Annotated in this window: 20 protein-coding genes and 1 tRNA gene; 10 read left to right on the forward strand and 11 right to left on the reverse strand. The window is 66.2% G+C overall.

What is annotated here, in order from left to right; genetic code table 11:
- The first annotated feature begins 87 nt into the window (after positions 1-87).
- The gene (locus tag AzCIB_RS18795; RefSeq protein ID WP_050417295.1) at positions 88-1,422 is read left to right on the forward strand and encodes a hemolysin family protein; all 1,335 of its coding nucleotides are present in this window, start codon (positions 88-90) and stop codon (positions 1,420-1,422) included.
- Between the two features lie 48 nt (positions 1,423-1,470).
- Positions 1,471-4,161, forward strand: a complete 2,691-nt coding sequence (locus AzCIB_RS18800) for a cation-translocating P-type ATPase (RefSeq protein WP_050417296.1) — start codon at positions 1,471-1,473, stop codon at positions 4,159-4,161.
- 76 nt (positions 4,162-4,237) lie between these two features.
- On the opposite strand, the gene AzCIB_RS18805 is transcribed toward AzCIB_RS18800, so the two are convergent.
- From AzCIB_RS18805 to AzCIB_RS18815, 3 genes are all read right to left on the reverse strand, one after another.
- A complete protein-coding gene (locus tag AzCIB_RS18805; RefSeq protein WP_050417297.1) occupies positions 4,238-4,903 on the reverse strand; it encodes a Bax inhibitor-1/YccA family protein in 666 nt (221 codons plus the stop codon).
- A gap of 42 nt (positions 4,904-4,945) precedes the next feature.
- Positions 4,946-5,293, reverse strand: a complete 348-nt coding sequence (locus AzCIB_RS18810; RefSeq protein WP_050417298.1) for an HPF/RaiA family ribosome-associated protein — start codon at positions 5,291-5,293, stop codon at positions 4,946-4,948.
- 316 nt (positions 5,294-5,609) lie between these two features.
- A tRNA-Leu gene (locus AzCIB_RS18815) sits at positions 5,610-5,694 on the reverse strand.
- Positions 5,695-5,742: 48 nt separating this feature from the next.
- On the opposite strand from AzCIB_RS18815, the gene queA reads away from it, so the two are divergent.
- The 6 genes from queA to AzCIB_RS18845 all read left to right on the forward strand — a co-directional run bounded on the left by queA (position 5,743) and on the right by AzCIB_RS18845 (position 11,899).
- Entirely contained in the window at positions 5,743-6,780 is a 1,038-nt protein-coding gene (gene queA, locus AzCIB_RS18820) for a tRNA preQ1(34) S-adenosylmethionine ribosyltransferase-isomerase QueA (protein ID WP_050417299.1), read from the forward strand.
- Positions 6,770-7,882 carry a tRNA guanosine(34) transglycosylase Tgt gene (gene tgt, locus AzCIB_RS18825; protein ID WP_050417300.1) on the forward strand — a complete coding sequence of 371 codons (1,113 nt, stop codon included), beginning with the start codon at positions 6,770-6,772 and terminating at the stop codon, positions 7,880-7,882. The genes queA and tgt overlap by 11 nt, the downstream gene beginning before the upstream one ends.
- 141 nt (positions 7,883-8,023) lie before the next feature.
- Positions 8,024-8,350, forward strand: coding sequence for a preprotein translocase subunit YajC (yajC, locus tag AzCIB_RS18830; protein ID WP_050417301.1), 327 nt, complete (start codon positions 8,024-8,026; stop codon positions 8,348-8,350).
- Positions 8,351-8,431: 81 nt separating this feature from the next.
- Complete coding sequence (gene secD, locus AzCIB_RS18835; protein ID WP_050417302.1) at positions 8,432-10,291, forward strand: protein translocase subunit SecD; 1,860 nt, start codon at positions 8,432-8,434, stop codon at positions 10,289-10,291.
- 38 nt (positions 10,292-10,329) lie between these two features.
- A complete protein-coding gene (gene secF / locus AzCIB_RS18840; RefSeq protein WP_050417303.1) occupies positions 10,330-11,259 on the forward strand; it encodes a protein translocase subunit SecF in 930 nt (309 codons plus the stop codon).
- A 19-nt stretch (positions 11,260-11,278) separates the two neighbouring features.
- Positions 11,279-11,899 (forward strand): MarC family protein, encoded by a 621-nt coding sequence (locus tag AzCIB_RS18845; RefSeq protein ID WP_050417304.1) that lies wholly within the window; start codon positions 11,279-11,281, stop codon positions 11,897-11,899.
- Between the two features lie 50 nt (positions 11,900-11,949).
- Here AzCIB_RS18845 and AzCIB_RS18850 read toward each other — a convergent pair whose 3' ends face one another.
- Positions 11,950-12,267 (reverse strand): DUF2322 family protein, encoded by a 318-nt coding sequence (locus AzCIB_RS18850; RefSeq protein ID WP_050417305.1) that lies wholly within the window; start codon positions 12,265-12,267, stop codon positions 11,950-11,952.
- 89 nt (positions 12,268-12,356) lie between these two features.
- Positions 12,357-13,724 (reverse strand): adenylosuccinate lyase, encoded by a 1,368-nt coding sequence (gene purB / locus AzCIB_RS18855; protein WP_050417306.1) that lies wholly within the window; start codon positions 13,722-13,724, stop codon positions 12,357-12,359.
- A 107-nt stretch (positions 13,725-13,831) separates the two neighbouring features.
- Here purB and apaG point away from each other — a divergent pair, with 107 nt between their 5' ends.
- Positions 13,832-14,215, forward strand: a complete 384-nt coding sequence (gene apaG / locus AzCIB_RS18860) for a Co2+/Mg2+ efflux facilitator ApaG/CorD (RefSeq protein WP_050417307.1) — start codon at positions 13,832-13,834, stop codon at positions 14,213-14,215.
- Between the two features lie 7 nt (positions 14,216-14,222).
- On the opposite strand, the gene AzCIB_RS18865 is transcribed toward apaG, so the two are convergent.
- The 4 genes from AzCIB_RS18865 to secA all read right to left on the reverse strand — a co-directional run bounded on the left by AzCIB_RS18865 (position 14,223) and on the right by secA (position 21,571).
- Entirely contained in the window at positions 14,223-15,788 is a 1,566-nt protein-coding gene (locus AzCIB_RS18865; RefSeq protein ID WP_232299268.1) for a PAS domain-containing sensor histidine kinase, read from the reverse strand.
- 99 nt (positions 15,789-15,887) lie between these two features.
- Positions 15,888-17,126 carry a bifunctional glutamate N-acetyltransferase/amino-acid acetyltransferase ArgJ gene (argJ, locus tag AzCIB_RS18870; RefSeq protein WP_050417309.1) on the reverse strand — a complete coding sequence of 413 codons (1,239 nt, stop codon included), beginning with the start codon at positions 17,124-17,126 and terminating at the stop codon, positions 15,888-15,890.
- A gap of 84 nt (positions 17,127-17,210) precedes the next feature.
- Entirely contained in the window at positions 17,211-18,758 is a 1,548-nt protein-coding gene (locus tag AzCIB_RS18875; protein WP_050417310.1) for an HDOD domain-containing protein, read from the reverse strand.
- 89 nt (positions 18,759-18,847) lie between these two features.
- Entirely contained in the window at positions 18,848-21,571 is a 2,724-nt protein-coding gene (gene secA / locus AzCIB_RS18880; RefSeq protein WP_050417311.1) for a preprotein translocase subunit SecA, read from the reverse strand.
- Positions 21,572-21,739: 168 nt separating this feature from the next.
- Here secA and AzCIB_RS18885 point away from each other — a divergent pair, with 168 nt between their 5' ends.
- Complete coding sequence (locus AzCIB_RS18885; RefSeq protein ID WP_050417312.1) at positions 21,740-22,174, forward strand: DciA family protein; 435 nt, start codon at positions 21,740-21,742, stop codon at positions 22,172-22,174.
- 108 nt (positions 22,175-22,282) lie between these two features.
- Here AzCIB_RS18885 and AzCIB_RS18890 read toward each other — a convergent pair whose 3' ends face one another.
- Entirely contained in the window at positions 22,283-22,471 is a 189-nt protein-coding gene (locus AzCIB_RS18890; protein ID WP_050417313.1) for a hypothetical protein, read from the reverse strand.
- 10 nt (positions 22,472-22,481) lie between these two features.
- A complete protein-coding gene (gene lpxC, locus AzCIB_RS18895) occupies positions 22,482-23,399 on the reverse strand; it encodes a UDP-3-O-acyl-N-acetylglucosamine deacetylase (RefSeq protein WP_050417314.1) in 918 nt (305 codons plus the stop codon).
- Positions 23,400-23,596 lie beyond the last annotated feature (197 nt).

Consider the following 23,596-nt stretch of genomic DNA (forward strand, 5'->3'; position numbering starts at 1 on the left):
GCGGCTCCGCACCATTCGGTTCTCCCCGCACGCCCGCCGTGCACGCCGGCACGCATCGCGCGCCCCTGTCCTGCATAGCCCGCAAAAATGGAAATCATCCTTCTCGTCGCCCTGATCCTGCTCAACGGGGTCTTCGCCATGTCCGAGATTGCCCTCGTCACCGCACGCCGCGGGCGCCTCACTCGCCTTGCCGAGGACGGCGACGCCGCTGCGGTCGTCGCGATCAAGCTCGGCGAGGAGCCGACGCGCTTCCTGTCGACGATCCAGATCGGCATCACCTCGATCGGCATCCTCAACGGCATCGTCGGCGAAGCCGCCCTCGCCGCGCCGCTCGCGATGTGGCTGCAGGAACTCGGCCTCGCGCAGCGCCCGAGCGAAATCGGCGCGACCGTGCTGGTCGTCGTCGTGATCACCTACGTCTCCATCGTGGTTGGCGAACTCGTCCCGAAACGCATCGGACAGATCAACCCGGAAGGGATCGCGCGCCTCGTGGCCCGGCCGATGAACGCGCTCTCCGTCGCATCGCGTCCTTTCGTGCGCTTGTTGAGCTGGTCCACCGTGCTGCTGCTCACGCTGATGGGCAAACGTGACGAGGCCGCACCCGGCGTCACGGAAGAAGAGATCCACGCCCTGCTCGAGGAAGGCTCGGAAGCCGGCGTCATCGAAAAGAACGAGCATGAGATGGTGCGCAACGTCTTCCGCCTCGACGAACGCCAGATCGCCTCGCTGATGGTCCCGCGCTCCGACGTCGTGTGGCTCGACATCACCCTGCCGCTCGACGACAACCTCGCGCGCATGGCCGAATCCGAGCACTCGCGCTTCCCCGTGTGCCGCGGGGGCCTCGACGACATCCTCGGCATCATCTCGTCGAAGCAGCTCTTCAACCAGACCCTCAAGGGCGGCACGACCGACCTCACGAAACAGCTCGAACCCGCGATCTACGTCCCCGAATCGCTCACCGGCATGGAACTGCTCGACCAGTTCCGTGCCTCCAGCACCCACATGGTGTTCGTGATCGACGAGTACGGCGAGATCCAGGGCGTGGTCACGCTGCAGGATGTGCTCGAAGCCGTCACCGGCGAGTTCCGCCCGGCCAGCCTCGACGAGGCCTGGGCCGTCCAGCGCGAGGACGGCTCGTGGCTGCTCGACGGCATGATCCCGGTCCCCGAACTCAAGGACCGCCTCGAGATCAAGGCCGTCCCCGAAGAGGACAAGGGCCGCTACCACACGCTCAGCGGCATGGTCATGTGGCTGCTCGGCCGCATCCCGCACACCGGCGACGTCACGACCTGGGAAGACTGGCGGCTTGAAGTCGTCGACCTCGACGGCAAGCGCATCGACAAGGTGCTCGCGACGCGCTTGGTCGAGATCTCAGCCGAACAGGAAGCCCCCTCGCAGGCCGACACGCCACCTGCCGATTGACGGCAGCGCGGCGACCGCCGCGCCGCCCTGCGCGAGGATACTCCGGCTATGACCCCCGAAACGCCCTGGCACACCCGGTGGCACACACTCGGCCGGACCGCCACGGCGGCCGCCCTCGAAGTCGATCCTGAACGCGGACTCGCCAGCGCGGATGCCGCCCAGCGTCTTGCGCGTAGCGGCGAAAACCGCTTGACCGAGACTCCGCCCCGCCCCGCCTGGCTCAAGTTCCTCGACCAGTTCCGCAGCTTCCTCATCGTCGTGCTGATCTTCGCGTCGGCGCTCGCCTGGGCCATCGGCGAACTCAAGGACGCGCTCGTCATCCTCGCGGTCGTCGTCCTGAACGCCAGCCTCGGCTTCTGGCAGGAACACCGCGCCGAACGCACACTCTCGGCGCTCAAGAACATGCTTGCAGCACGCGCCCGCGTGCGGCGCGACCGCAGACTGATGGAAGTCGACGCGGCGAGTCTCGTACCCGGAGACGTCGTGCTGCTCGAGGCGGGCGATCGCGTGCCCGCCGACGGGCGCCTGCTCGCCGCACACAACCTGGAGGTCGACGAAGCGGCGCTGACCGGGGAGTCCCAAGCCGTCGGCAAGATCACCGACACGCTGGACGCGCCCGAACTTTCCCTCGGCGACCGCGTGAACATGCTCTACATGAACACGGTGGTCACGCGCGGCCGCGCCGAGATGCTGGTCGTCACGACCGGCATGGCGACCGAGATGGGCAGCCTTGCCGGCATGATCGCAAGCACGACCAATAGCGAGACCCCGCTGCAGCGCCAGCTCGACGCGCTCGGCAAACGCCTGGCGCTGATCGCCGGCGGCGTCGTCGCGGTGATTTTCGCCCTGGATGCCGCGCGCGGCCTGCCCTGGATCCAGGCGACGATGACCGCCGTCGCCCTCGCCGTCGCGGCGATTCCCGAAGGCCTGCCGGCGGTCGTCACCGTCACGCTCGCCATCGGCATGTGGCGCATGGCGCAGAACGGCGCGATCCTGAAGAAGCTCGCCGCGGTCGAGACCCTGGGTTCGACGACGGTCATCTGCTCGGACAAGACCGGCACCCTCACGCTCAACCAGATGACCGCCCGTGCCGGCTGGTTCGCCGGCTGCCGTTTCACCGTGGACGGCGAGGGCTATCACGCGAGCGGCCGCATCTGCGGCGAAGGGCTTGCGGACCTGCACCCCCTCCTCCTGCCGATGGCGCTGTGCTCCGACTCCAGCGTGCGCGAGGCCGCACTGGTCGGCGACCCCACCGAAGGCGCACTGTGGGTGCTGGCACAGAAAGGGGGGGTGGATCCGGTCGCCGAGCGCGACCACAACCCACGCATCGCCGAGATCCCTTTCGATTCCGCGCACAAGTTCATGGCGACCTTCCATCACCGCGGCGACTGCGTGGAAATGTGCATCAAAGGCGCCCCCGACGTGCTCCTCGCCCGCTCCTCGGCGTGGCACTCCGGCGCACGGGAAGGCGCACGCGACCGCCCCCTCGACGACGGCGTGCGCGCCACCATCGCCGCGGAAAACGAGCATCTCGCCGGCCAGGCCCTGCGCGTGCTCGCGGTCGCGCGACGACAGATTCCCGCCCGGGATTTCGACCCCGCCGGCGACCTGTGGGCATGGGCGCGCGACTGGACCTTCATCGGCATCGCCGGTCTCATGGACCCGCCACGTGCCGAAGCCGCGGCCGCGATCCGGCGCTGCCGTCAGGCGGGCATCCGCGTCAAGATGATCACCGGCGACCACAAGGCCACCGCCGCCGCGATCGGGCGCGAACTGGGCCTGCAGGGCGAAGTCGCGAGCGGCGCCGAACTCGACGCGATGGACGACGCGACGCTCGCCCGCCGCATCGATTCGATCGGGGTGTTCGCCCGCGTGTCGCCGGCGCACAAGGTCCGTATCGTCAAGGCGCTGAAGGCCGAAGGCCACGTCGTCGCGATGACCGGCGACGGCGTGAACGACGCCCCCGCGCTCAAGGCCGCCGACATCGGCATCGCGATGGGCATCACCGGCACCGCGGTCACGCGCGAAGCGGCGACGATGGTGCTCACCGACGACAACTTCGCGACCATCGTGCGCGCCGTCGAGGAAGGCCGCGTGATCTTCGACAACATCGTCAAGTTCGTGCGCTTCCAGCTGTCGACCAACATCGGCGCCATCCTCACTGTACTCGCCGCGACGCTCGCCGGCCTGCCCTCGCCCTTCACCGCGATCCAGCTGCTGTGGATCAACATCATCATGGACGGCCCGCCGGCGATGACGCTCGGAGTCGAACCTGCACGCCCCGGCATCATGCGCGCACCGCCGCGTCCACAGGCTGCCCACATCCTCACCCTGCACCGGCTCGCCCGCCTCGCCTTGTACGGCGCCACGATGATGGTCGGAACGCTGTGGCTCTTCCACTCCGCACTTGACACGCACGGCGAGCAATACGCGCTCACGCTGGCCTTCACGACCTTCGTGCTGTTCCAGTTCTTCAACGTGTTCAACGCCCGCCGCGAATACGGCAGCGCCTTCAACCGCCAGTTCCTGCACAACGCCAAACTGTGGCTCGCCCTCGGCGGCGTCCTCGCGCTGCAGGCCGTGGTCGTCAACTGGCCGCCCGCGCAAGCCATCTTCGGCACCGTCGCGCTGTCGGGAACGGACTGGCTGCGCTCGGCCCTCGTCGCATCCAGCGTGCTGCTCCTCGACGAAGCCCGCAAGCTCCTGATGCGCATGCTGAAGAAGGCGCCTGCGGCATGAGCCGCCCGTAGACGCAAACGGGGCGACCCGCAGGCCGCCCCGTTCCTTGCCTGCGCCCTCGCCGGGCGCCACGGCATCAGTCGTCGTTCAGGACCCCCAGCAGGTGCAGCAAGCTGGTGAAGAGGTTGTAGATCGACACGTACAGCGTCACGGTTGCCATGACATAGTTCGTCTCGCCGCCATGGATGATGTTGCTGGTCTCGAACAGGATCAGCCCCGACATCAGCAGCACGAACATCGCCGACACCGCCAGCGACAGGCCCGGCATCTCGAAGAACACCGCGCCGAGGCCGGCGAGGAAGGCGACGAGGATACCGACAGTCAGGAACCCGCCCATGAACGAGAAGTCCTTGCGCGTCGTCACCGCGTAGGCCGACAGACCGAGGAAGATCGCCGCCGTGCCGCCCATCGCCTGCATCACGATCTGGTGCCCGTTGGGCAGCGCCAGGTACTTCGACACGATCGGCCCCAGCGTGTAACCCATGAAGCCGGTCAGCGCGAACACGAACAGCACGCCCAGCCCGCTGTCGCGGAACTTGGTCGTCAGGAACAGCAGGCCGAAGTAGCCCACCAGCGTGATGATCAGCCCCGGATGCGGCAGGCCGAGCGCCATCGAAAGCCCCGCGGTCGCCGCCGAAAACACCAGCGTCAGCGACAGCAGCATGTAAGTGTTGCGGATCACCCGGTTGGTCGAGAGGACCGATGCCTCCGGGCGGGTCATTGTTGCGATACGGTTTTCCATCGACCGATTACCTCCTTCAGTTCGAGTTTTAGGTGAATTCCATCAGGCGCCGGCCGGCACGGCTTCCGGCAGGAACTCGCGCACGATGCGGCGCTGACGTTCGAGCCGGCGCGCCAGCACCTGCGCTACGCGGTCGGCCGCGCGGTCGATCGCCGAACGTGCCTCGACTTCGGTGATCGCGAAGACCACGTCGGGCAGGTTGCGCAGACGTAGTTGTACCACGCAACGCTTATCCACGCCGCCCCGCGGCCCATTCACGTCCGCCACCTTGATCCGCGCCCACTTGATCTGATCGCGGAAGCGGCCGATTGCGAATTTCATCCGCCGTGCGACGTATTCACGCAGACCGGCAGGGGGTTCGACACCGTTACATTGCAGATCGATTCGCATTGCACCATCTCCTTCGTGATGAGCCGGCATGCCGGCCCGCAGAAGAAGTATGGCCGCACGACCACTTCTAAAAAAGAAGATCAATAATGAACAACGTTCAGTTTTTTCGGAACTTGAAATCACCTGCCCCGGCCGCTTCCGGCGCATTGCTGCAACGCGTGGCTCAGGATATCCCCGGCTGCACCTCGGAGGGCTCCGTCACGCAGAGAGAATGTCGGACTGGAACGGGCAGACGGAGAAGCGCGCAGCGGACAATCGCCTCCCGCGAACTCTGCTAGAATCCGCGACCTTGCTGCGCTTTCCGCTGGAGAAAGACTGGTGCCGGGAGTGGGACTCGAACCCACACACCTTGCGGCGGCGGATTTTGAATCCGCTGCGTCTACCGATTCCGCCATCCCGGCCCGGGAAGCGCCGCATTATCCATGAAAGCCCCAGCCAGCGGCAAGCGCATGTCACTTACTCTTGACGATTTCGACTACCTGCTCCCCCCCGAACAGATCGCCCAGGCCCCGCTCGCGGAACGCTGTGCGAGCCGTCTGCTCGTCCTTTCCGGCGGCGAACTGGCCGACCGCGGCTTCTGCGACCTGCCCTCGCTCGTCGAACCCGGCGACTTGCTCGTCTTCAACGACACGCGCGTGATCCATGCCCGGATTTACGGGACCAAGGAAACCGGCGGACAGGTCGAAGTGCTGATCGAGCGTGCGATCGGACCCCACGAGGCGCTCGCCCAGGTGCGCGCGAGCAAGTCGCCGCGCGCCGGGGCGCGCCTGCGCCTGGCCGACGCCTTCGACGTCACGGTGCTCGGCCGCGCCGGAGAGTTCTTCCACTTGCGCTTCCCCGAAGACGAAGACCTCCATACGCTGCTGGAAAGACACGGCAAGCTGCCCCTGCCACCCTACATCTACCGGCCCGCGGACGACCATGACGAATCGCGCTATCAGACCGTCTATGCACGCGAGCCGGGCTCGGTCGCGGCACCGACGGCCGGCCTGCACTTCGACCAGACCATGCTCGCCGACCTCGCGCGCAAGGGCGTGAACGGCGCCTGGGTCACACTGCACGTCGGTGCCGGCACGTTCCAGCCGGTGCGCGTCAACGACCTCGGGGAGCACCACATGCACCGCGAGCGCTACGTGATCCCGCAGGAAACGGTCGAAGCGATCGCGCGGACGAAGGCCGCAGGCAAGCGGGTCATCGCCGTCGGCACCACCAGCCTGCGCGCACTGGAAGGCGCCGCACAGGACGGCGCGCTCGGGGCCGGCGTGGGCGAAACGGAACTTTTCATACTGCCCGGCTACCGCTTCCGCGTCGCCGATGCCCTGATCACCAACTTCCACCTGCCGAAGTCGACCCTGCTGATGCTCGTGTCCGCCTTCGCCGGCATGGATCCCATCCGTCGCGCATACGCCCACGCGGTGCGCGAAGGCTACCGATTCTTCAGTTACGGGGATGCCATGTTCATCACCCATTGCAACGATGCAATTTGACCTGATCACCCAAGACGGCGCCGCCCGCCGCGGCCGTCTCACGCTCGCCCACGGCGTCGTCGAAACCCCGGTATTCATGCCGGTCGGCACTTACGGCACGGTCAAGGCGATGACACCTGCCGCGCTCGACGACATCGGCGCGCAGATCTGCCTCGGCAACACCTTCCACCTGTGGCTGCGGCCCGGCCTCGAGGTCGTGGCCGCGCACGGCGGCCTGCACCGCTTCATGGGCTGGGACAAACCCATCCTTACCGACTCGGGCGGATTCCAGGTATTCAGCCTCGGCGCATTGCGCAAGATCAGCGAGGAAGGCGTGAAGTTCGCGTCCCCGATCGACGGCGCGAAGCTCTTTCTCACGCCCGAAATCTCGATGCAGATCCAGCACACGCTGAACTCCGACATCGTCATGATCTTCGACGAATGCACGCCCTATCCGGCGACGCGCGACGAGGCGGCGAAGTCGATGCGCCTGTCGCAGCGCTGGGCGAAGCGCTCGCGTGACGAATTCGATCGGCAGGAAAACCGCAACGCGCTTTTCGGCATCGTCCAAGGCGGCATGTACGAGGACCTGCGCGACGAGTCGCTCGCCGCGCTTGAGGACATCGGCTTCCACGGCTACGCGATCGGCGGCCTGTCGGTCGGCGAGCCCAAGGAAGACATGGAGCGCATCCTCGCCCACACCGCACCGCGCCTGCCGCAACACAAGCCGCGCTACCTGATGGGGGTTGGCACCCCCGAGGACATCGTGGCGGGTGTCGCCGCCGGCATCGACATGTTCGATTGCGTGATGCCCACGCGCAACGCGCGCAACGGCTGGCTGTTCACGCGCTTTGGCGACATCAAGATCAAGAACGCCATCCACAAGCAGGACACCCGCCCGCTCGACCCGTCCTGCGACTGCTATACCTGCCGCAACTTCAGCCGCGCCTACCTGCACCACCTGCACCGCGCCGGCGAGATCCTCGGCAGCATGCTCAACACGATCCACAACCTGCGCTACTACCAGGTCCTCACGGCCGAACTGCGCGCGGCGATCGCCGCGGGCGAGTTCGCTGCCTACCTGGGGCGCTTCCGCAGCGAACGCAACACGGGCACGCAGTGAGCGCCCAGGCGCGGCACCTGCCGCGCCTGTTTGACCGCGGACCGCCATTAGTGCACAGGACGGCCCATTCCGGTTGCCACAGGCGCGTCAAGGCCTGCTGCTATAATCAGCCGCTTTAAGTAACCACCCGGAGTTTCACCCGTGTTCATTTCCAACGCATACGCCCAGGCTGCTGCCAGCGGCGACCCAACCGGCGGCCTGATGGGCATGCTGCCGCTGATCCTGATGTTCATCGTCCTGTGGTTCCTGATGATCCGTCCGCAGATGAAGCGTGCGAAGGAACACAAGGCGATGGTCTCCGCGCTCGCGAAGGGCGACGAGATCGTCACCCAGGGCGGCATCGCCGGCCGCGTGACCCAGGTCAGCGACAACTTCCTGCGCATCGAAATCGCGGACAACGTCAACATCCTCGTGCAGAGCCAGGCCGTCGCCACCGTGCTGCCGAAGGGCACGCTGAAGACCCTGTAAGGTCGCGCGTCATGCGCCGGCCACGCCGGCGCAGCGCAACCGCGACTTTCCGTCGCCTCCTCTTTCCAGCCCATCCAAGTCATGAACCGCTATCCGCTCTGGAAGAACATTCTCATCGGTCTGGTCCTGTTCCTCGGCCTGATCTACACCCTTCCCAACTTCTACGGCGAAGTCCCCGCGGTCCAGGTCTCCAGCGGCAAAGCCACGCTCAAGCTCGATGCTTCCCTCAACGGCACGATCGAGCAGACACTGCGGGATGCCGGGATCGAATACACCGGGCTGTTCATCGACGCCAACAGCATCCGCGTGCGCGTGCCCAGCACCGACGCGCAACTGCGCGCGAAGGACGCGATCGAGAAGCGCCTGAACCCCGATCCGCGCGACCCGTCCTACGTCGTCGCGCTGAACCTGCTTTCCGCCTCGCCGAACTGGCTCACCGCGATCAACGCGCTTCCGATGTACCTCGGCCTCGACCTGCGCGGCGGCGTGCATTTCCTGCTCCAGGTCGACATGCCTGGCGCGATCACCAAGCGTCTCGACGCGACCGCTGCCGACCTGCGCACCCTGATGCGCGACAAGAGCGTGCGCCACGCCGGCATCACGCGCGAAGGCAACAATGTACTGCTGCGCTTCCGTGACGCCGAACAGCGCGAAGCGGCGCGCAAGGCGATTTCCGCCGGCACCGCGGACCTGCAACTCGCCGACCGCGACGACGCGTCCGACGACCTGAAGCTCGTCGCGACCCTGAGCCAGAACGCCCAGAAGAACATCCGCGACTTCGCCATCAAGCAGAACATCACCACGCTGCACAACCGCATCAACGAGTTGGGCGTCGCCGAACCGGTGATCCAGCAGCAAGGCCTCGACCGCATCGTCGTGCAGTTGCCCGGTGTGCAGGACGTCGCCAAGGCCAAGGACATCCTCGGCCGCACCGCGACTCTCGAGGTCCGCCTCGTGGACGAGACGCCCGGTTCGCTCGAAGGCGCCCTTGCGGGCAGCGTGCCGCTGGGCACCGAGCTCTACAACGAACGCGGCGGGTCGCCCGTCCTGGTGCGCAACCAGGTCGTGCTCACCGGCGACCGTCTCACCGACGCACAGCCGGGCTTCGACGGCCAGACCAACGAACCCGCGGTGCATCTGACGCTGGACGCCGCGGGCAGCCGCATCTTCCGCGACGTCACGCGCGAGAACGTCGGCAAGCGCATGGCGATCCTGCTGATCGAGAAGGGCAAGGGCGAGGTCGTGACCGCGCCGGTGATCCGCACCGAGATCGGCGGCGGGCGCGTGCAGATCTCCGGGCGCATGACCACCCAGGAAGCGAACGACGTCGCACTGCTGCTACGCGCCGGCAGCCTCGCCGCACCGATGGACATCATCGAGGAACGCACCGTCGGCCCGAGCCTCGGCGCCGAGAACATCACCAAGGGCTTCCACTCGACGCTGTGGGGCTTCATCGCGATCGCGATCTTCATGAGCGCCTACTACATGCTGTTCGGCCTCGTGTCGGTGATCGCACTCGCCGCCAACCTGCTGCTGCTCGTCGCCTTGCTGTCGCTGCTGCAGGCGACGCTGACGCTGCCCGGCATCGCGGCGATGGCGCTGACCCTGGGCATGGCGATCGACGCGAACGTGCTGATCAACGAGCGCATCCGCGAGGAGCTGCGCAACGGCGTCTCGCCGCAGGCCGCCATCCACGCGGGCTACGAGCGCGCTTTCGACACCATTCTCGACTCGAACATCACGACGTTGATCGCCGGCATCGCGCTGCTGGTGTTCGGCTCCGGGCCGGTGCGCGGCTTCGCGGTGGTGCATTGTCTCGGCATCCTGACCTCGATGTTCAGCGCCATCCTGATCTCGCGCATGCTCGTGAACATCATCTACGGTCGCCGCCGCAAGCTCGAGTCGGTGTCGATCGGGCAGATCTGGAAGCCGGGCAACTGAACGCCGCGCACGCACAAGGCTGAATACAGGGCTGAATCATGGAATTTTTCCGCATCAAGAAAGACATCCCGTTCATGCGCCATGCGCTGACGTTCAACATCATCTCGTTGATCACGTTCGTGCTGGCGGTGTTCTTCCTCGCGACGCGCGGCCTGCACCTGTCGGTGGAATTCACCGGCGGTACGCTGGTCGAGGTCGCCTACGCCGAAGCCCCCCACCTGGAGCCGATCCGCAAAGCGCTCGCCACCAGCGGCTACCCGGACGCTCAGGTGCAGAACTTCGGCAGCGCGCGCGATGTGCTGATCCGTCTGCCGAACCGCGACGACCTCGACACCACCAAGGTGTCCGAGCGCACGATGGCGACGTTGCAGTCCGTGGGCGGCGCACCGGAACTGCGGCGCGTCGAGTTCGTCGGCCCGCAGGTCGGCAAGGAACTCGCCTCCGACGGGGCGATGGCGCTGCTGCTGGTGATCTTCGGCATCGTCGTGTACCTGGCGATGCGCTTCGAGTGGCGCTTCGCGATATCCGCGATCATCGCCAACCTGCACGACGTCGTGATCATCCTGGGCTTCTTCGCCTTCTTCCAATGGGAATTCTCGCTGCCGGTGCTGGCTGCGGTACTCGCGGTGCTGGGCTACTCGGTGAACGAATCGGTGGTCGTCTTCGACCGCGTGCGCGAGACCTTCAAGAAGAAGCGCGGCATGACGACGCCGGAAGTGCTCGACCACGCGATCACGTCGACGATCTCGCGTACCGTCATCACCCACGGCAGCACGCAGATGATGGTGCTGGCGATGCTGCTCTTCGGCGGCGAGACCCTGCACTACTTCGCGATGGCACTGACCATCGGCATCCTCTTCGGCATCTACTCCTCGGTGCTGGTCGCCGCCCCGCTCGTGATGTGGCTGGGCGTCTCGCGCGAACAGTTCATGAAGCCGAAGAAGGAAAAGGAAGAGGCGGTCGTCTGACCCCTGTCTCCACGCGGCGATGAACGAGTTCCTGCAGGCCTTCGTCAGCCTTCTGGCGATCACGAACCCGATCATCGCCGCGCCGATGTTTCTCGGCATCGTCGCCGGCATGCCCGTCGCGGCGCGGCGCCGCTCTGCCGGCCAGGCCGCGATGGCCGTGCTGGCGATCCTCGCCGGCGCAGCGATCGGCGGCCGCTACATCCTTGAGCTCTTCGGCATCTCGCTCGACGCCTTCCGCACCGCCGGCGGCCTCGTCATCATCCTCGTCGGCCTCGACATGCTGCGCGGCAGCCCCAGCGGCATCCAGCACGACGAGGCTTCGCCCGAGGATGCCGAGGACCGCATCGTCGTCCCCTTCGCGATGCCGCTGGTCGCCGGTCCGGGCGCAATTACGACCGCGATCACGCTGTCGGTGGCCTACCCGTCCCGCCTCTACCTGCCGGTCGTCGCGCTGCTCGCGTCGGTCGCGACCGCGGCGGTGCTGTGGGCAACGCTGCGCCTCGCGCTGGTGCGCCAGCGGCTCGCCACGCCGCGCGTCGAGCGCATCTTCACCCGCTTCATGGGCCTGATCCTGGTCGCCATCGGTTTCCAGATCGGCATGCTGGGCATACGCGACTTCTTCGGCCTGGGCGGCGCCTGAAGCGCGCGGGCACGCCGACGGCGCACCCGCTCCTATTCGCCGCTATCCGCTCAGACTGCGAACACCTGCTTCACGCGTAGTACGTCGCCGCGCTCGATGATCCCGATCAACCGGTCGATGTTCGGATGCTTGCCCGGATTCTGGCGCGCATCCTCGGCGTGCTCCGCATACAGGTCCAGCCCCTTCTTCGCCGCCTCGGCACTGATCGAGCCGTAGAGCTGCGCGAGGTGGTTGTACACCGCCACCGATCCGGCCTGACCGGGCTTGTTCTCGATGGTCGCGATGACCGCGCCTGCGGCGTCGAGGAGGTTGAGGGCCGCCAGATGCGACACCTTGGGCAACTGCTTGAGATTGTCGGCAAACGCCATTCCTGCTTCCTTTCCGTCATTGCCATGGAAACGCCACCCGCAGGTGGCGTTCGTCCGTGCGTCCCGTGCCGGCCGCGGCCGGCCACCGCTCAGATGCGCTTCGCGAGCTCCGCCGCCTTGCCCGCGTAGCTTGCCGGCGTCATCTCGAGCAAGCGCTGACGATCGGCATCCGGAATCGCCAGCGTGCGGATGAAGTCCTGCAGCGCCTCACGCGTGATGCCCTTGCCGCGCGTCATCGCCTTCAGCTGCTCATACGGGTTCTCGATGCCGAAACGGCGCATCACCGTCTGCACCGGCTCCGCGAGGACTTCCCAAGCACCGTCGAGATCGGCCGCAAGGCGTGCCGGATCGGCTTCCAGCTTGTTCAGGCCGCGCAGGCAGGAATCCAGCGCCAGCACCGTGTGGCCGAAGCCCACGCCCATGTTGCGCAGCACCGTGGAGTCAGTGAGGTCGCGCTGCATGCGCGACACCGGCAGCTTTTCAGTGAAGTGGCGCAGCACGCCGTTGGCGATGCCGAGGTTGCCTTCGGCGTTCTCGAAGTCGATCGGATTGACCTTGTGCGGCATCGTCGACGAGCCGACCTCGCCCTCCTTCAGCTTCTGCTTGAAGTAGCCGAACGAGACGTACATCCAGATGTCGCGACAGGCGTCGATGAGGATCGTGTTGGTGCGCGCGATCGCATCGAAGAGCTCCGCCATCGCGTCGTGCGGCTCGATCTGGATCGTGTAGGGGTTGAATTCCAGCCCCAGCGATTCGATGAAGCGGCGGTTGAAGCCTTCCCAGTCGAAGGCCGGCCAGGCCGACAGGTGCGCGTTGTAGTTGCCGACCGCGCCGTTGAACTTCGCCGTCAGCGACACCGCGGCGATCGCGGCGCGCGCGCGGAGCAGGCGCGCAGCGATGTTGGCCATCTCCTTGCCCAGCGTGGTCGGGCTTGCGGGCTGGCCATGCGTGCGCGAGAGCATCGGCAGGTCGGCATGCAAGTGAGCGAGCTCGCGGAAGCGCGCGATCACCTTGTCGAGTGCGGGCAGCAGCACCGCGTCCCGGCCTTCGCGCAGCATCAGTGCGTGCGAGGTGTTGTTGATGTCCTCCGAGGTGCAGGCGAAGTGGATGAACTCCGACACCTTGGTGACTTCGGCGTTGTGGCCCAAGCGCTCCTTGAGCCAGTATTCCATCGCCTTCACGTCATGATTGGTGGTGGCCTCGATGGCCTTCACCGCGGCGCTGTCGGCCGGGGAGAATGTCGCGACGACGCCGTCGAGCTCCGCCACCGTCGCCGGCGAGAACGGCGCGATCTCGGCCAGCCCGGGCTCGCCCGCCAGCGCCTTGAGCCATTCGATCTCGACGCGCACGCGATTACGGATCAGACCATGCTCGGAGAAATGCTCGCGCAGGCCCGCGACCTTTTCATGGTAACGGCCGTCGAGCGGGGAAAGAGCGGTCAGGGGTGATACGGACATGGCGGTATTTCCGGACAAAAGTGCTATTTTAACCTCCTGCGCCGCCGTCGAGTGTTCGATGATCCCGAGCGCCCCGGGCAATGGCGCCCATCAGAGAGACTCCGTCAATGAGCGAATCGGAAAAATACCGGATCAAGGTTACCGCGGTGGCGGAATACGTACCGGGCCAGTCCGCGCCGGAAGAAGACCGCTACGTGTTCGCGTACCACATCACGATCAGCAACGTCGGCACCGTCGGCGCACAGCTCCTCAGCCGCCACTGGATCATCACCGACGGTGCCGGCAAAGTGCAGGAAGTGCGTGGCCAAGGCGTGATCGGTGAACAGCCGGCGCTCGCGCCCGGAGAACAGTTCAGTTATTCGAGCGGCTCGGTGCTCGAAACGCCAGTCGGCACGATGCAGGGCAGCTACCAGATGGTCGCCGCGGACGGACACCGCTTCGACGCCGAGATCCCGGCCTTCGTGCTCGCGATGCCGCGCGTGCTGCACTGAGCCGGCACTACGCGACGCCGCCCTCCTGGAGCAGCCGCACCGGCAGCACGACCTGCACCGCGGTGCCCTTGCCGGGCTCCGACTCGACGCGGACGTGACCGTCGTACAGGTGGGTCATCGTGTGCACGACCGCCAATCCCATGCCGGTACCCTGCCCGACATCCTTGGTCGTGAAGAAGGGCTCGAACAGTTTCTCGCGGTGCTCGGGCGCGATCCCCACACCGACGTCCGTGACGGTGATCGCCACATAGTCGCCGCGGAACTCGTGACCACAGGAGTCGCAGCGCTGCATGCTGTCGAAGGACACGCGGCGAGCCGTCAGGCGAATGGTACCGATGCCGGCGATCGCATCGCGCGCATTGATCAGCAGATTCATCATGATCTGATGGACATGCGCCGGATCGACGGACAGCCGCGGCAGATCGGGATCGATGTCGGCAACCACCGCGAGGGTGTCGGGCAGGGTCGCGCGCAGCAGACCGACGGCCTCGCGACCGATCAGTGCGAGCTCGGCGCTGCCCGGCTGCACCGCGCCGCCGCGGCGGAAACTCAGCAGCTGCTGGATCAGTTCCCGCGCACGCTGGCCGGCCGAGCGGATCTCCTCGATGTACTTCAGCACGCGCGGCTGCCCGCCGTCCTGTTTGAGCTGCGTGGCCGCGAGCTGAGAGTAGCCGAGGATGGCGGCGAGGACGTTGTTGAAATCGTGCGCGATGCCTCCCGCCAGGGTGGCGACGAGCTCCATGCGCTCGAGCCGTGCAACGCGCTCGAACAGTTCATGGCGCCGGCGCTCGTCCTCGCGCAGCTGCGTGATGTCTTCCTTCAGCGCGACGAAATGACGGACCTCGCCGCTCTCGTCCCGTACCGGCGACACGGATACCGCCTCGCGGATCAGCCTGCCGTCGCGACCGCGATTAGACATCTCGCCGCGCCAGGTCTCTCCGGCAAGGATTGTCCGCCACAGGCTTGCGTACTCCTCGTGCGTCGTTTCGCCGGACTTGAAGATGCTCGGCCGCGCCCCGATCAGCTCGTCCTCGGAATAGCCGTACGCCTTGCAGCAGGCGGGATTCACGTATTCGATACGCCCGTCCCCATCCGTGATGATGACCGAACAGCCGGACTGAGCGATCGCTTCGGCAAGCGTCCGGTTGCGCGCCTCGCTCGCCCGCAGGGCGTCTTCCGCTCGCTTGATCGGCGTGATGTCGGCGAAGCTGGTGATCACCGACGCGATCCGGCCCGCGGCACCGGCAATCGGCTGGCTGTTGACCTGGATCCACACCGGATCCTGCCCCGGATGGGCGATACCCATCACCACGCCGCGCTGCGGCAGGCCGGTACGCAGCGTGACCATCGCCGGGTGCTGATCGGGCGGACAGGGAGAACCGTCCTCATGGAGAAAGCCGACCGGCAGGCTTTCAGCCGTGTGACCTTCGAGTTCGGCCGCGGAAAGGCCGTAGATCTGCTGTGCCGTGCGGTTGCAGGCCGTGATGCGGCCTGCACCGTCGCGCACGACGACCCCTTCGAGCATGATGTCGAACAGGGGCGAGAGGTCGTCCTGACTCCGCGATTCGCGCATTGACTGCTGCTTGTCTGCCATCTTGATCCAGGTCGATCTGCTTCCCGGATTATACGTACAGCATAGCAATGCAGCCAGTGCGCGATTTGCGCCGGAACATCAACTGCGATAGTCGGCGTTGATCTTCACGTAATCGTACGAAAAATCGCAGGTCCACACCGTGGCGCGCTCGAGGCCGCGACCGAGATCGACACGCACGGTGATCTCGGATTCTTTCATCACGCGCGCACCGGCGTCCTCGCGATACGTTGCCGCACGGCCACCGTTCTCGGCGACGAGCACCTCTTCGTGCGCGCCCCCCAGCCACACCCGCAGCCCGCTCACGTCGAGATCGTCGATACCCGCGTAGCCGATCGCCGCGAGGATGCGCCCGAGGTTGGGGTCCGAGGCGAAGAAGGCGGTCTTGACCAGCGGCGAATGGCCGATCGCATAGGCCACCTTGCGGCACTCCGCTCGGTCCCTGCCGCCCTCGACCGCGATCGTCATGAACTTGGTCGCACCTTCGCCGTCGCGCACGATCGCCTGGGCGAGCCTGATCGAAACGTCGATGAGCGCTTCGCGCAGCGCGCGGAAGTCCTCGCCCAGCGGATCGTTGATCTCGGTGTTGCCGGCCTTGCCGGTCGCGATGATGATGAAGGAGTCGTTGGTCGAGGTGTCGCCGTCGACGGTGATGCTGTTGAACGACAGGTCGGCCGCTTCGCGGGCGAGCGTGTCCAGCAGGGACTGCGAGATTGCCGCATCGCAGGCGAGGAAGCCGAGCATCGTCGCCATGTTGGGCTTGATCATGCCCGCGCCCTTGCTGATGCCGGTCAGCGTGACCGTGCGTCCCGCGATCGTCACCTGGCGCGACACGGCCTTGGCCACGGTATCAGTCGTCATGATCGCGTGCGCCGCATCGAACCAGCCATCGGCACGCAGATTGGCCTGCGCAGCGGGAAGTCCGGCCACCAGGCGATCGACGGGCAGAGGCTCGAGAATCACGCCGGTCGAAAACGGCAGAACCTGCTCGGCCGCGATGCCCAGCAGGCTGGCCACGACCGCACAGGTAGCGTTGGCGTTCGCCAGCCCTTCCTCGCCCGTCCCGGCGTTGGCGACGCCGGTATTGATCACGAGCGCGCGGACGTTGCCGCCGGGAAGGTGATCTTTGCACACCTGCACCGGGGCAGCACAGAAACGGTTGAGCGTGAACACCCCCGCCACGCGGCTGCCGGGCGCCACTTCGATGAGGGTCAGGTCGCGACGGTTCTGCTTGCGGATCGCGGCTTCGGCAACCCCGAGGCGAACGCCTGCAACCGGACACAGCTCCGAGGCAACCGGGGTCGAGAGGTTAACGGGCATGACGGGTCTCCATCGGACAAAGGGCGGCAGGTGCCGCCACGGTTTCATTGGATGCCGGCAAGGACATCGCTGCAAAGCCACGCATCAGCCGTTCTGGCGCGAGGACGAGGCTGCCGCGACGGCGAGCGAGACTTGCTGGGCGAACAGCTGGAAGGCTTCGAATCGTTCGTCATCGACAGCCGCCGCGGCATGGGACCGGTCACCGTAGAAAAGACCGATCGGGCGCCCCTGGGCGAGGATGGGTGCAATGCAGGCGTAGCCGGCATCGGTCACCTGCTGCAGGCGATCGAGCCGGATCCCCGGCGGCGTCTGGCCGGGACCGAAACGCATCGCCCGCGGGTTGCGGAAGAATTCGTTGAACAGATCCCCGGCCGTGCCGTCGAGGGAAAAAATGAACGCCTGCCGCAAGGCCTCGGCGCCGCCACCGAGCGAAGTCTTGCCGATGAGCTGCAGCCGGTTCTGCGACAACAGCGCGAACAGCACGCGGTCGAAGCCGACGCCGCGATAGATACCTTCGAGCACGAGTTGCAGGATTTCGTTGAGGTTCGCACCCGCCGCGATGCGGCCAGAAATCTCGCGCAGGATCCTCAACTGGAGATGCGGATCGGGCTCCATCGCGAGGGTTTCCGCCGCATCGGTCTCATCGGGCTCCGGCGCCCCCGCGGCAGGAGTCGGCCGCGGAATCAACTCCCCGGCTTCGGCGGCACCGAAATATCTGGCAATGCGCGCTGCCTCGACGCTGTTGGCTGCAAGCTCCTCGCGCATCGCCTCGGACGAAAGTCCGGCAAAGGTCGCCAAGCCGCGAACAACCTTTTCCAGGCCCGGGCTGTCCCAGCCGTTTTCAACCTCGACCGCGAAGCGGTGGGCGAAGTGGATGGCCTGCTCCGGCACCCCGCCGCGACTGGTGCCATCGAGCACGGACTGAAGCAGCGGCCCGAGCTTCCACTCGCGCGCCAGCCCCTGCGAGAGCTGGCGCAGGCGAAAGCCGAGCACGCTCATCTGCGCCTCGTCGTCGGACTGGCCTGCGGCAAGGGCCTCGTCCAGCCGCTGCGCGAGCTTGCCGCCGAAGCACCAGAACGCCATCTCGCCCACGCGGGACAGCAGCGCGGCAATGAAGACCTCTTCGCTGCGTCCGTCGCGTCGCAGCGCGGCCAGTGCGCGCGCCTGCACCGCCGCATGGAACACACGCGCCATCTCGTTCACGACACGCTGCCGGACACCGCCGGCCAGCAGGGCATCGATCACGCGGATCGCCACCGCGATCTCCGCGACGGCGTTGAAGCCGAGCACCACGATGGCGCGGCTGATCGTGCTCACGACCTGGCGCGATGGGTTATACAGGACGCTGTTGGCGAGCTTGAGCACCTTCGCGGTCATTGCCGCGTCCTGCAGGATGGCCTGGGCGAGCTTGCCGGTCGGGGATTTTTCGTCCTCCGTGACGGAATGGATCAGCGCCACCGTCGCGCCGAGCGCAGGCATCTCCTGGTCGCGAATGAAGGCAACCCACTCACCGAGGCCGCGCGGCTCGCGCTCCGCTTGCCCGGCGGCATCCACCGGAACGCCGAGTTGCAGTTCCGGAAACAGTGCGGGCGCGCCGGGGCGCCTGCCCTTGGGATCGGCCGGGCCCGTCATGTACGGAAAGGCTGCGCGTGAAGCCAAAAACGGCTCGCGCTGGGCCGTTCAGGGACGCGGCGGGGAAGCGTCGTGCCGCCCATCGTGCCTCAGCTCAGCTTGCCGTGGCAGTGCTTGTACTTCTTCCCCGAACCGCAGGGGCAGGGGTCGTTGCGCCCGACCTTGGGGGCCTGCGCAACGGCAACGCCGCCTTCCTGCTCCTGCGACGCGGAGCCGAGCGCCTCGTCGTAGTCCGCGTGGTGATACTGCACGTTGTCCAGCTCGGGCGGACGCTCGGCCTCCTCCAGCTGCGACTCTGTGCGGACCTGGACGGTCATCAGCAGCTTGGACACTTCACTGCGCACGGACTCGAGCAGCGCTTCGAAAAGCTCGAAGGCCTCGCGCTTGTATTCCTGCTTCGGGTTCTTCTGGGCGTAGCCGCGCAGGTGGATGCCCTGCCGCAGATGGTCCAGCGCTGCCAGGTGCTCGCGCCAGTGCGTGTCGAGGCTCTGCAGCATCACGTCGCGCTCGAACTTGTGCCACGCCCCCGCGTCGACCTGAGCGATCTTCGCTGCATAGGCCTCGTCGGCGGCGGCAAGGATGCGCTTGAGAATGGTCTCGTCGTCCACATTCGACTCGACCTTCAGCCACTCGCTGACCGGAAGGCGGAGCTGGAATTCCGCCGCGAGGGCCTGCTCCAGTGCGGGGATGTCCCACTGCTCCTCGACGCTGTCGACCGGCACGTAGAGGCGGAAGGCGTCGTGCAGCACTCCCTGGCGCATCGCATGGATCGTGTCGGAGATCTCCTCGCTTTCGAGCAGTTCGTTGCGCTGCTGGTAGATCACCTTGCGCTGGTCGTTAGCGACGTCGTCATACTCGAGCAGCTGCTTGCGGATGTCGAAGTTGCGCTGCTCGACCTTGCGTTGCGCGGACTCAAGCGAGCGGGTGACCATCGCGTGCTCGATCGCCTCGCCCTCGGGCATTTTCAGGCGCACCATGATCGCGTTCAGGCGCTCGCCGGCGAAGATCTTCATCAGCGGATCTTCGAGCGAGAGGTAAAAGCGCGAGCTGCCCGGATCGCCCTGGCGGCCGGCACGGCCGCGCAGCTGGTTGTCGATGCGGCGCGACTCGTGGCGTTCGGTGCCGACGATGTGCAGGCCGCCCGCCGCGAGCACCTGCTCGTGGACTTTCAGCCACTCCTCGCGCATTCCGGCGATGCGTGCGTCCTTCTGCTCCTGGGTCAGCGCTTCGTCGTCGCGGATCGCCGCGATCTCGCGCTCGATGCTGCCGCCGAGCACGATGTCGGTGCCGCGACCGGCCATGTTCGTCGCGATCGTGATGACGCCCGGGCGCCCCGCCTGCGCGACGATCTCGGCTTCGTGTTCGTGCTGCTTGGCGTTGAGCAACTGATGGGGCAGCTTCTCGCGCTGCAGCAGCGCGGACAGGAATTCGTTGATCTCGATCGAAGTCGTGCCGACCAGCACCGGCTGGCCGCGACCGACGCATTCGCGGATGTCGCTGATCACCGCATCCCACTTCTCCTTCGCGGTGCGGAAAACCTTGTCGTTGTCGTCGCGGCGCTGCATCGGCCGGTTGGTCGGGACCACAACCGTTTCGAGACCGTAGATCTGATGGAACTCGTAGGCCTCGGTGTCGGCCGTGCCGGTCATGCCGGCAAGTTTGCCGTACATGCGGAAGTAGTTCTGGAAGGTGATCGATGCGAGCGTCTGGTTCTCGGCCTGGATGCGCACGCCTTCCTTGGCCTCGACGGCCTGGTGCAAGCCCTCGGACCAGCGGCGGCCGGCCATCAGGCGGCCGGTGAATTCATCGACGATCACCACCTCGTTGTTCTGCACGACGTAGTGCTGGTCCTTGAAGTACAGCGCGTACGCGCGCAGGGCCGCGTAAAGATGGTGCACCAGCAGGATGTTGCCCGGGTCGTACAGGCTCGTTCCCTCGGCCAGCAGGCCCATGCGGGTGAGGATCTGCTCGGCGTTCTCGTGCCCCTGCTCGGTGAGGAGCACTTGGCGCGCCTTGAGGTCCAGCGTGTAGTCGCCGGGCTTGGTGACCTCCTCGCCCTCGCCTTCCTGCTGCGTGAGCGCCGGGGCGACCTGATTGAGCTTGAGGTACAGCTCGGTGTGGTCCTCGGCCTGGCCGGAGATGATCAGCGGCGTACGCGCCTCGTCGATCAGGATCGAATCGACCTCGTCGACGATCGCGAAGTTGAGGCTGCGCTGCACGCGCTCGCTGGTGGAATACACCATGTTGTCGCGCAGGTAGTCGAAGCCGAACTCGTTGTTCGTGCCATAGGTGATGTCGGCGGCGTAGGCAGCCTGCTTTTCCTCGTGCCCCATGCGCGACAGGTTGCAGCCCGTCGTCAGCCCGAGAAAGCCGTAGATGCGCCCCATCCAGTCGGCGTCGCGGCTCGCGAGGTAGTCGTTGACGGTGACGACATGCACCCCCTTGCCGGCGAGCGCGTTGAGGTAGGCCGGCAGCGTCGCGACGAGGGTCTTGCCTTCGCCGGTGCGCATTTCGGAGATCTTGCCGTTGTGCTGCACCATGCCACCGATCAGCTGCACGTCGAAATGGCGCATGCCGTGGACACGCTTGGCCGCTTCGCGCACGACCGCAAAGGCTTCCGGCAGCAGGCTGTCGAGGTCTTCGCCATTGGCGACGCGCTGCCTGAATTCGTCCGTTTTGGCCCGCAGGGCCTCGTCCGTCAGGGCCGAAATCGTCGGCTCCAGGGCATTGATGGTGCGTACCGTCTGGGAATACTGGCGGATGAGGCGGTCGTTGCGACTACCGAAAATTTTCTTGAGCAGGCCGGAAATCATGTGGGTATCTGGTGGGACCGATTCGGCAAAGCGGGAAGTTTAGCATGCCGACCGCAAGGCCCCGCAGCGGATGCGGCGGCGGGAACGGGGCGCGGCCAGGAAGGTCTGCGCTTGCGGTAGCGGACTCCCCGACCTACCATCTGGGAGCAATCCGACTTCGGCCCCCTCATGACCCAGCTCATCCAGCGCTTCCTGGGCACCGGCGACGCTCTCGCACGCCTGAAGGACCACGCAGCGCGCCTGATGCGCCTGCAGAACCTGCTCCAGCAGCACCTTCCGCCCGCGCTCGCGTCGGCCTGTTCGGTCGCCAACCTGAAGGGCGACACGCTGGTGCTGCTCGCCAACGGCGGCGCCGCCGCCGCACGCCTGAAGCAGATTGCACCGTCGCTGGCCCAGGAGCTTGCCGCCGCGGGCCTGCAGATCAAGGCCGTGCAGGTGAAGGTGAAGGTGCTCGAGACGCGCGAGGAACGACGCCCTCCGCCGCAGCGCACGATCTCGGAAGGCGGCAGCCGCAGTATCGAGGATTTCTCTGCCACGCTGCCGGCGGATTCGCCGCTGCGCGAATCGCTGGAACGCCTGGTCCGGCGCAGTCGTCGCGACTGATTATCGGTCGGACGATCGAAGAGTCCCCCGTTCGCGTCGGGCGTACCGAAAGTCAGCGAGAGCTCTTCGACGGACTCGGCCGAAGCCGTATCTCGCAGTCGACAAAGGCTACATGAACGGCACGAACACGCGCTCGAGCGCGAACAGCGCGAGGAACACGAACAGGACGACGATCCCGGAGCGAAAGCAGTTCCACGCCCACAGGCGGTACTTCGGATTGCCGGTGAGCATCCACGCGACGAGCGATGCGCCGATGCCGATCACCGCAAGGATGGCGAACAGGCGGACCACCAGCATCGCCGGGCGCTCAGGCGAGGGAGAGTTCGAACTGGTGGCTGACCGCCGCCGGGGTCGCGGCGTCCTGCTCGAACGTCACGATCTCCCAGGCGCTACTGTCTTCCAGCAGCACGCGCAGCACCTGGTTGTTCAGCGCATGGCCGGCCTTGTGCGCGGAATAGCGGGCGAGAAGCGGATGGCCGCACAGGTAGAGGTCGCCGATCGCATCCAGGACCTTGTGCTTGACGAACTCGTCCACGTAGCGCAGGCCTTCCGTATTGAGCACGCGGTATTCGTCCATCACGATCGCGTTGTCCAGGCTGCCGCCCAGCGCCAAACCGTTGGAGCGCATGAACTCGACGTCCTGCATGAAGCCGAAGGTGCGCGCACGGGCGACGTCGCGAACGTAGGAGTGTTCGGCGAAATCGATGCTCACCTGCGTCGAGGTCTTGTCGATCGCCGGGTGGTTGAACACGATGGAGAAATCCAGCCTGAAGCCGTCATAAGGTTCGAGGCGCACCCATTTGTCGTCCTCGCGGTACTCGACGGCCTTCTTCACGCGCAGGAAGCGCTTGGGTGCCTGCTGTTCCTCGATACCCGCCGATTGCAGCAGGAACACGAAGGGACCCGCACTGCCATCGAGAATGGGAATTTCCGGTGCATCGACGTCAACGTGCACATTGTCGATGCCGAGACCGGCAAGGGCCGACATCAGGTGCTCGACGGTGCCGACCTTGGCGCCGTCGCGCTCGAGGCCCGAGCACATGCGCGTGTCGCACACGGAATAGGGGTCGGCCGGGAAGTCCACGACCGGATCGAGATCGACGCGGTGAAAGACGATGCCCGTATCGGGCGCAGCCGGACGCAGCACCAGCTGGACCTTGCGTCCGCCGTGCAGACCGACGCCGGTGGCCTTGATGAGCGATTTGAGGGTGCGCTGCCTGATCATTGTTAAATTCCCGTTACACGACAGCAGTTTAGCACGCACACGCGGCATCACACGGCAAGTTTCGCTGCAACGCAGCATGCAACACAGCGTTGCTGCGAACCGCCATCAAGCCCCTGCAGCGCCGGCCGGAACGGAAACGGGCGCATGCTGCGGACCGGAGGCGACGGTCCACAGCATGCGCCCGTAATGGGCGGAGC

It is taken from the genome of Azoarcus sp. CIB (assembly GCF_001190925.1).
Classification (GTDB): domain Bacteria; phylum Pseudomonadota; class Gammaproteobacteria; order Burkholderiales; family Rhodocyclaceae; genus Aromatoleum.

Excerpts from the sequence above, each read along its gene's own strand:
- AzCIB_RS18795 (WP_050417295.1), top strand. The coding sequence starts at position 88 with ATGGAAATCATCCTTCTCGTCGCCCTGATCCTGCTCAACGGGGTCTTC.
- AzCIB_RS18800 (WP_050417296.1), top strand. The coding sequence starts at position 1,471 with ATGACCCCCGAAACGCCCTGGCACACCCGGTGGCACACACTCGGCCGG.
- AzCIB_RS18805 (WP_050417297.1), bottom strand. The coding sequence starts at position 4,903 with ATGGAAAACCGTATCGCAACAATGACCCGCCCGGAGGCATCGGTCCTC.
- AzCIB_RS18810 (WP_050417298.1), bottom strand. The coding sequence starts at position 5,293 with ATGCGAATCGATCTGCAATGTAACGGTGTCGAACCCCCTGCCGGTCTG.
- queA (WP_050417299.1), top strand. The coding sequence starts at position 5,743 with ATGTCACTTACTCTTGACGATTTCGACTACCTGCTCCCCCCCGAACAG.
- tgt (WP_050417300.1), top strand. The coding sequence starts at position 6,770 with ATGCAATTTGACCTGATCACCCAAGACGGCGCCGCCCGCCGCGGCCGT.
- secD (WP_050417302.1), top strand. The coding sequence starts at position 8,432 with ATGAACCGCTATCCGCTCTGGAAGAACATTCTCATCGGTCTGGTCCTG.
- secF (WP_050417303.1), top strand. The coding sequence starts at position 10,330 with ATGGAATTTTTCCGCATCAAGAAAGACATCCCGTTCATGCGCCATGCG.
- AzCIB_RS18845 (WP_050417304.1), top strand. The coding sequence starts at position 11,279 with ATGAACGAGTTCCTGCAGGCCTTCGTCAGCCTTCTGGCGATCACGAAC.
- AzCIB_RS18850 (WP_050417305.1), bottom strand. The coding sequence starts at position 12,267 with ATGGCGTTTGCCGACAATCTCAAGCAGTTGCCCAAGGTGTCGCATCTG.
- purB (WP_050417306.1), bottom strand. The coding sequence starts at position 13,724 with ATGTCCGTATCACCCCTGACCGCTCTTTCCCCGCTCGACGGCCGTTAC.
- apaG (WP_050417307.1), top strand. The coding sequence starts at position 13,832 with ATGAGCGAATCGGAAAAATACCGGATCAAGGTTACCGCGGTGGCGGAA.
- AzCIB_RS18865 (WP_232299268.1), bottom strand. The coding sequence starts at position 15,788 with ATGCGCGAATCGCGGAGTCAGGACGACCTCTCGCCCCTGTTCGACATC.
- argJ (WP_050417309.1), bottom strand. The coding sequence starts at position 17,126 with ATGCCCGTTAACCTCTCGACCCCGGTTGCCTCGGAGCTGTGTCCGGTT.
- AzCIB_RS18875 (WP_050417310.1), bottom strand. The coding sequence starts at position 18,758 with ATGACGGGCCCGGCCGATCCCAAGGGCAGGCGCCCCGGCGCGCCCGCA.
- secA (WP_050417311.1), bottom strand. The coding sequence starts at position 21,571 with ATGATTTCCGGCCTGCTCAAGAAAATTTTCGGTAGTCGCAACGACCGC.
- AzCIB_RS18885 (WP_050417312.1), top strand. The coding sequence starts at position 21,740 with ATGACCCAGCTCATCCAGCGCTTCCTGGGCACCGGCGACGCTCTCGCA.
- AzCIB_RS18890 (WP_050417313.1), bottom strand. The coding sequence starts at position 22,471 with ATGCTGGTGGTCCGCCTGTTCGCCATCCTTGCGGTGATCGGCATCGGC.
- lpxC (WP_050417314.1), bottom strand. The coding sequence starts at position 23,399 with ATGATCAGGCAGCGCACCCTCAAATCGCTCATCAAGGCCACCGGCGTC.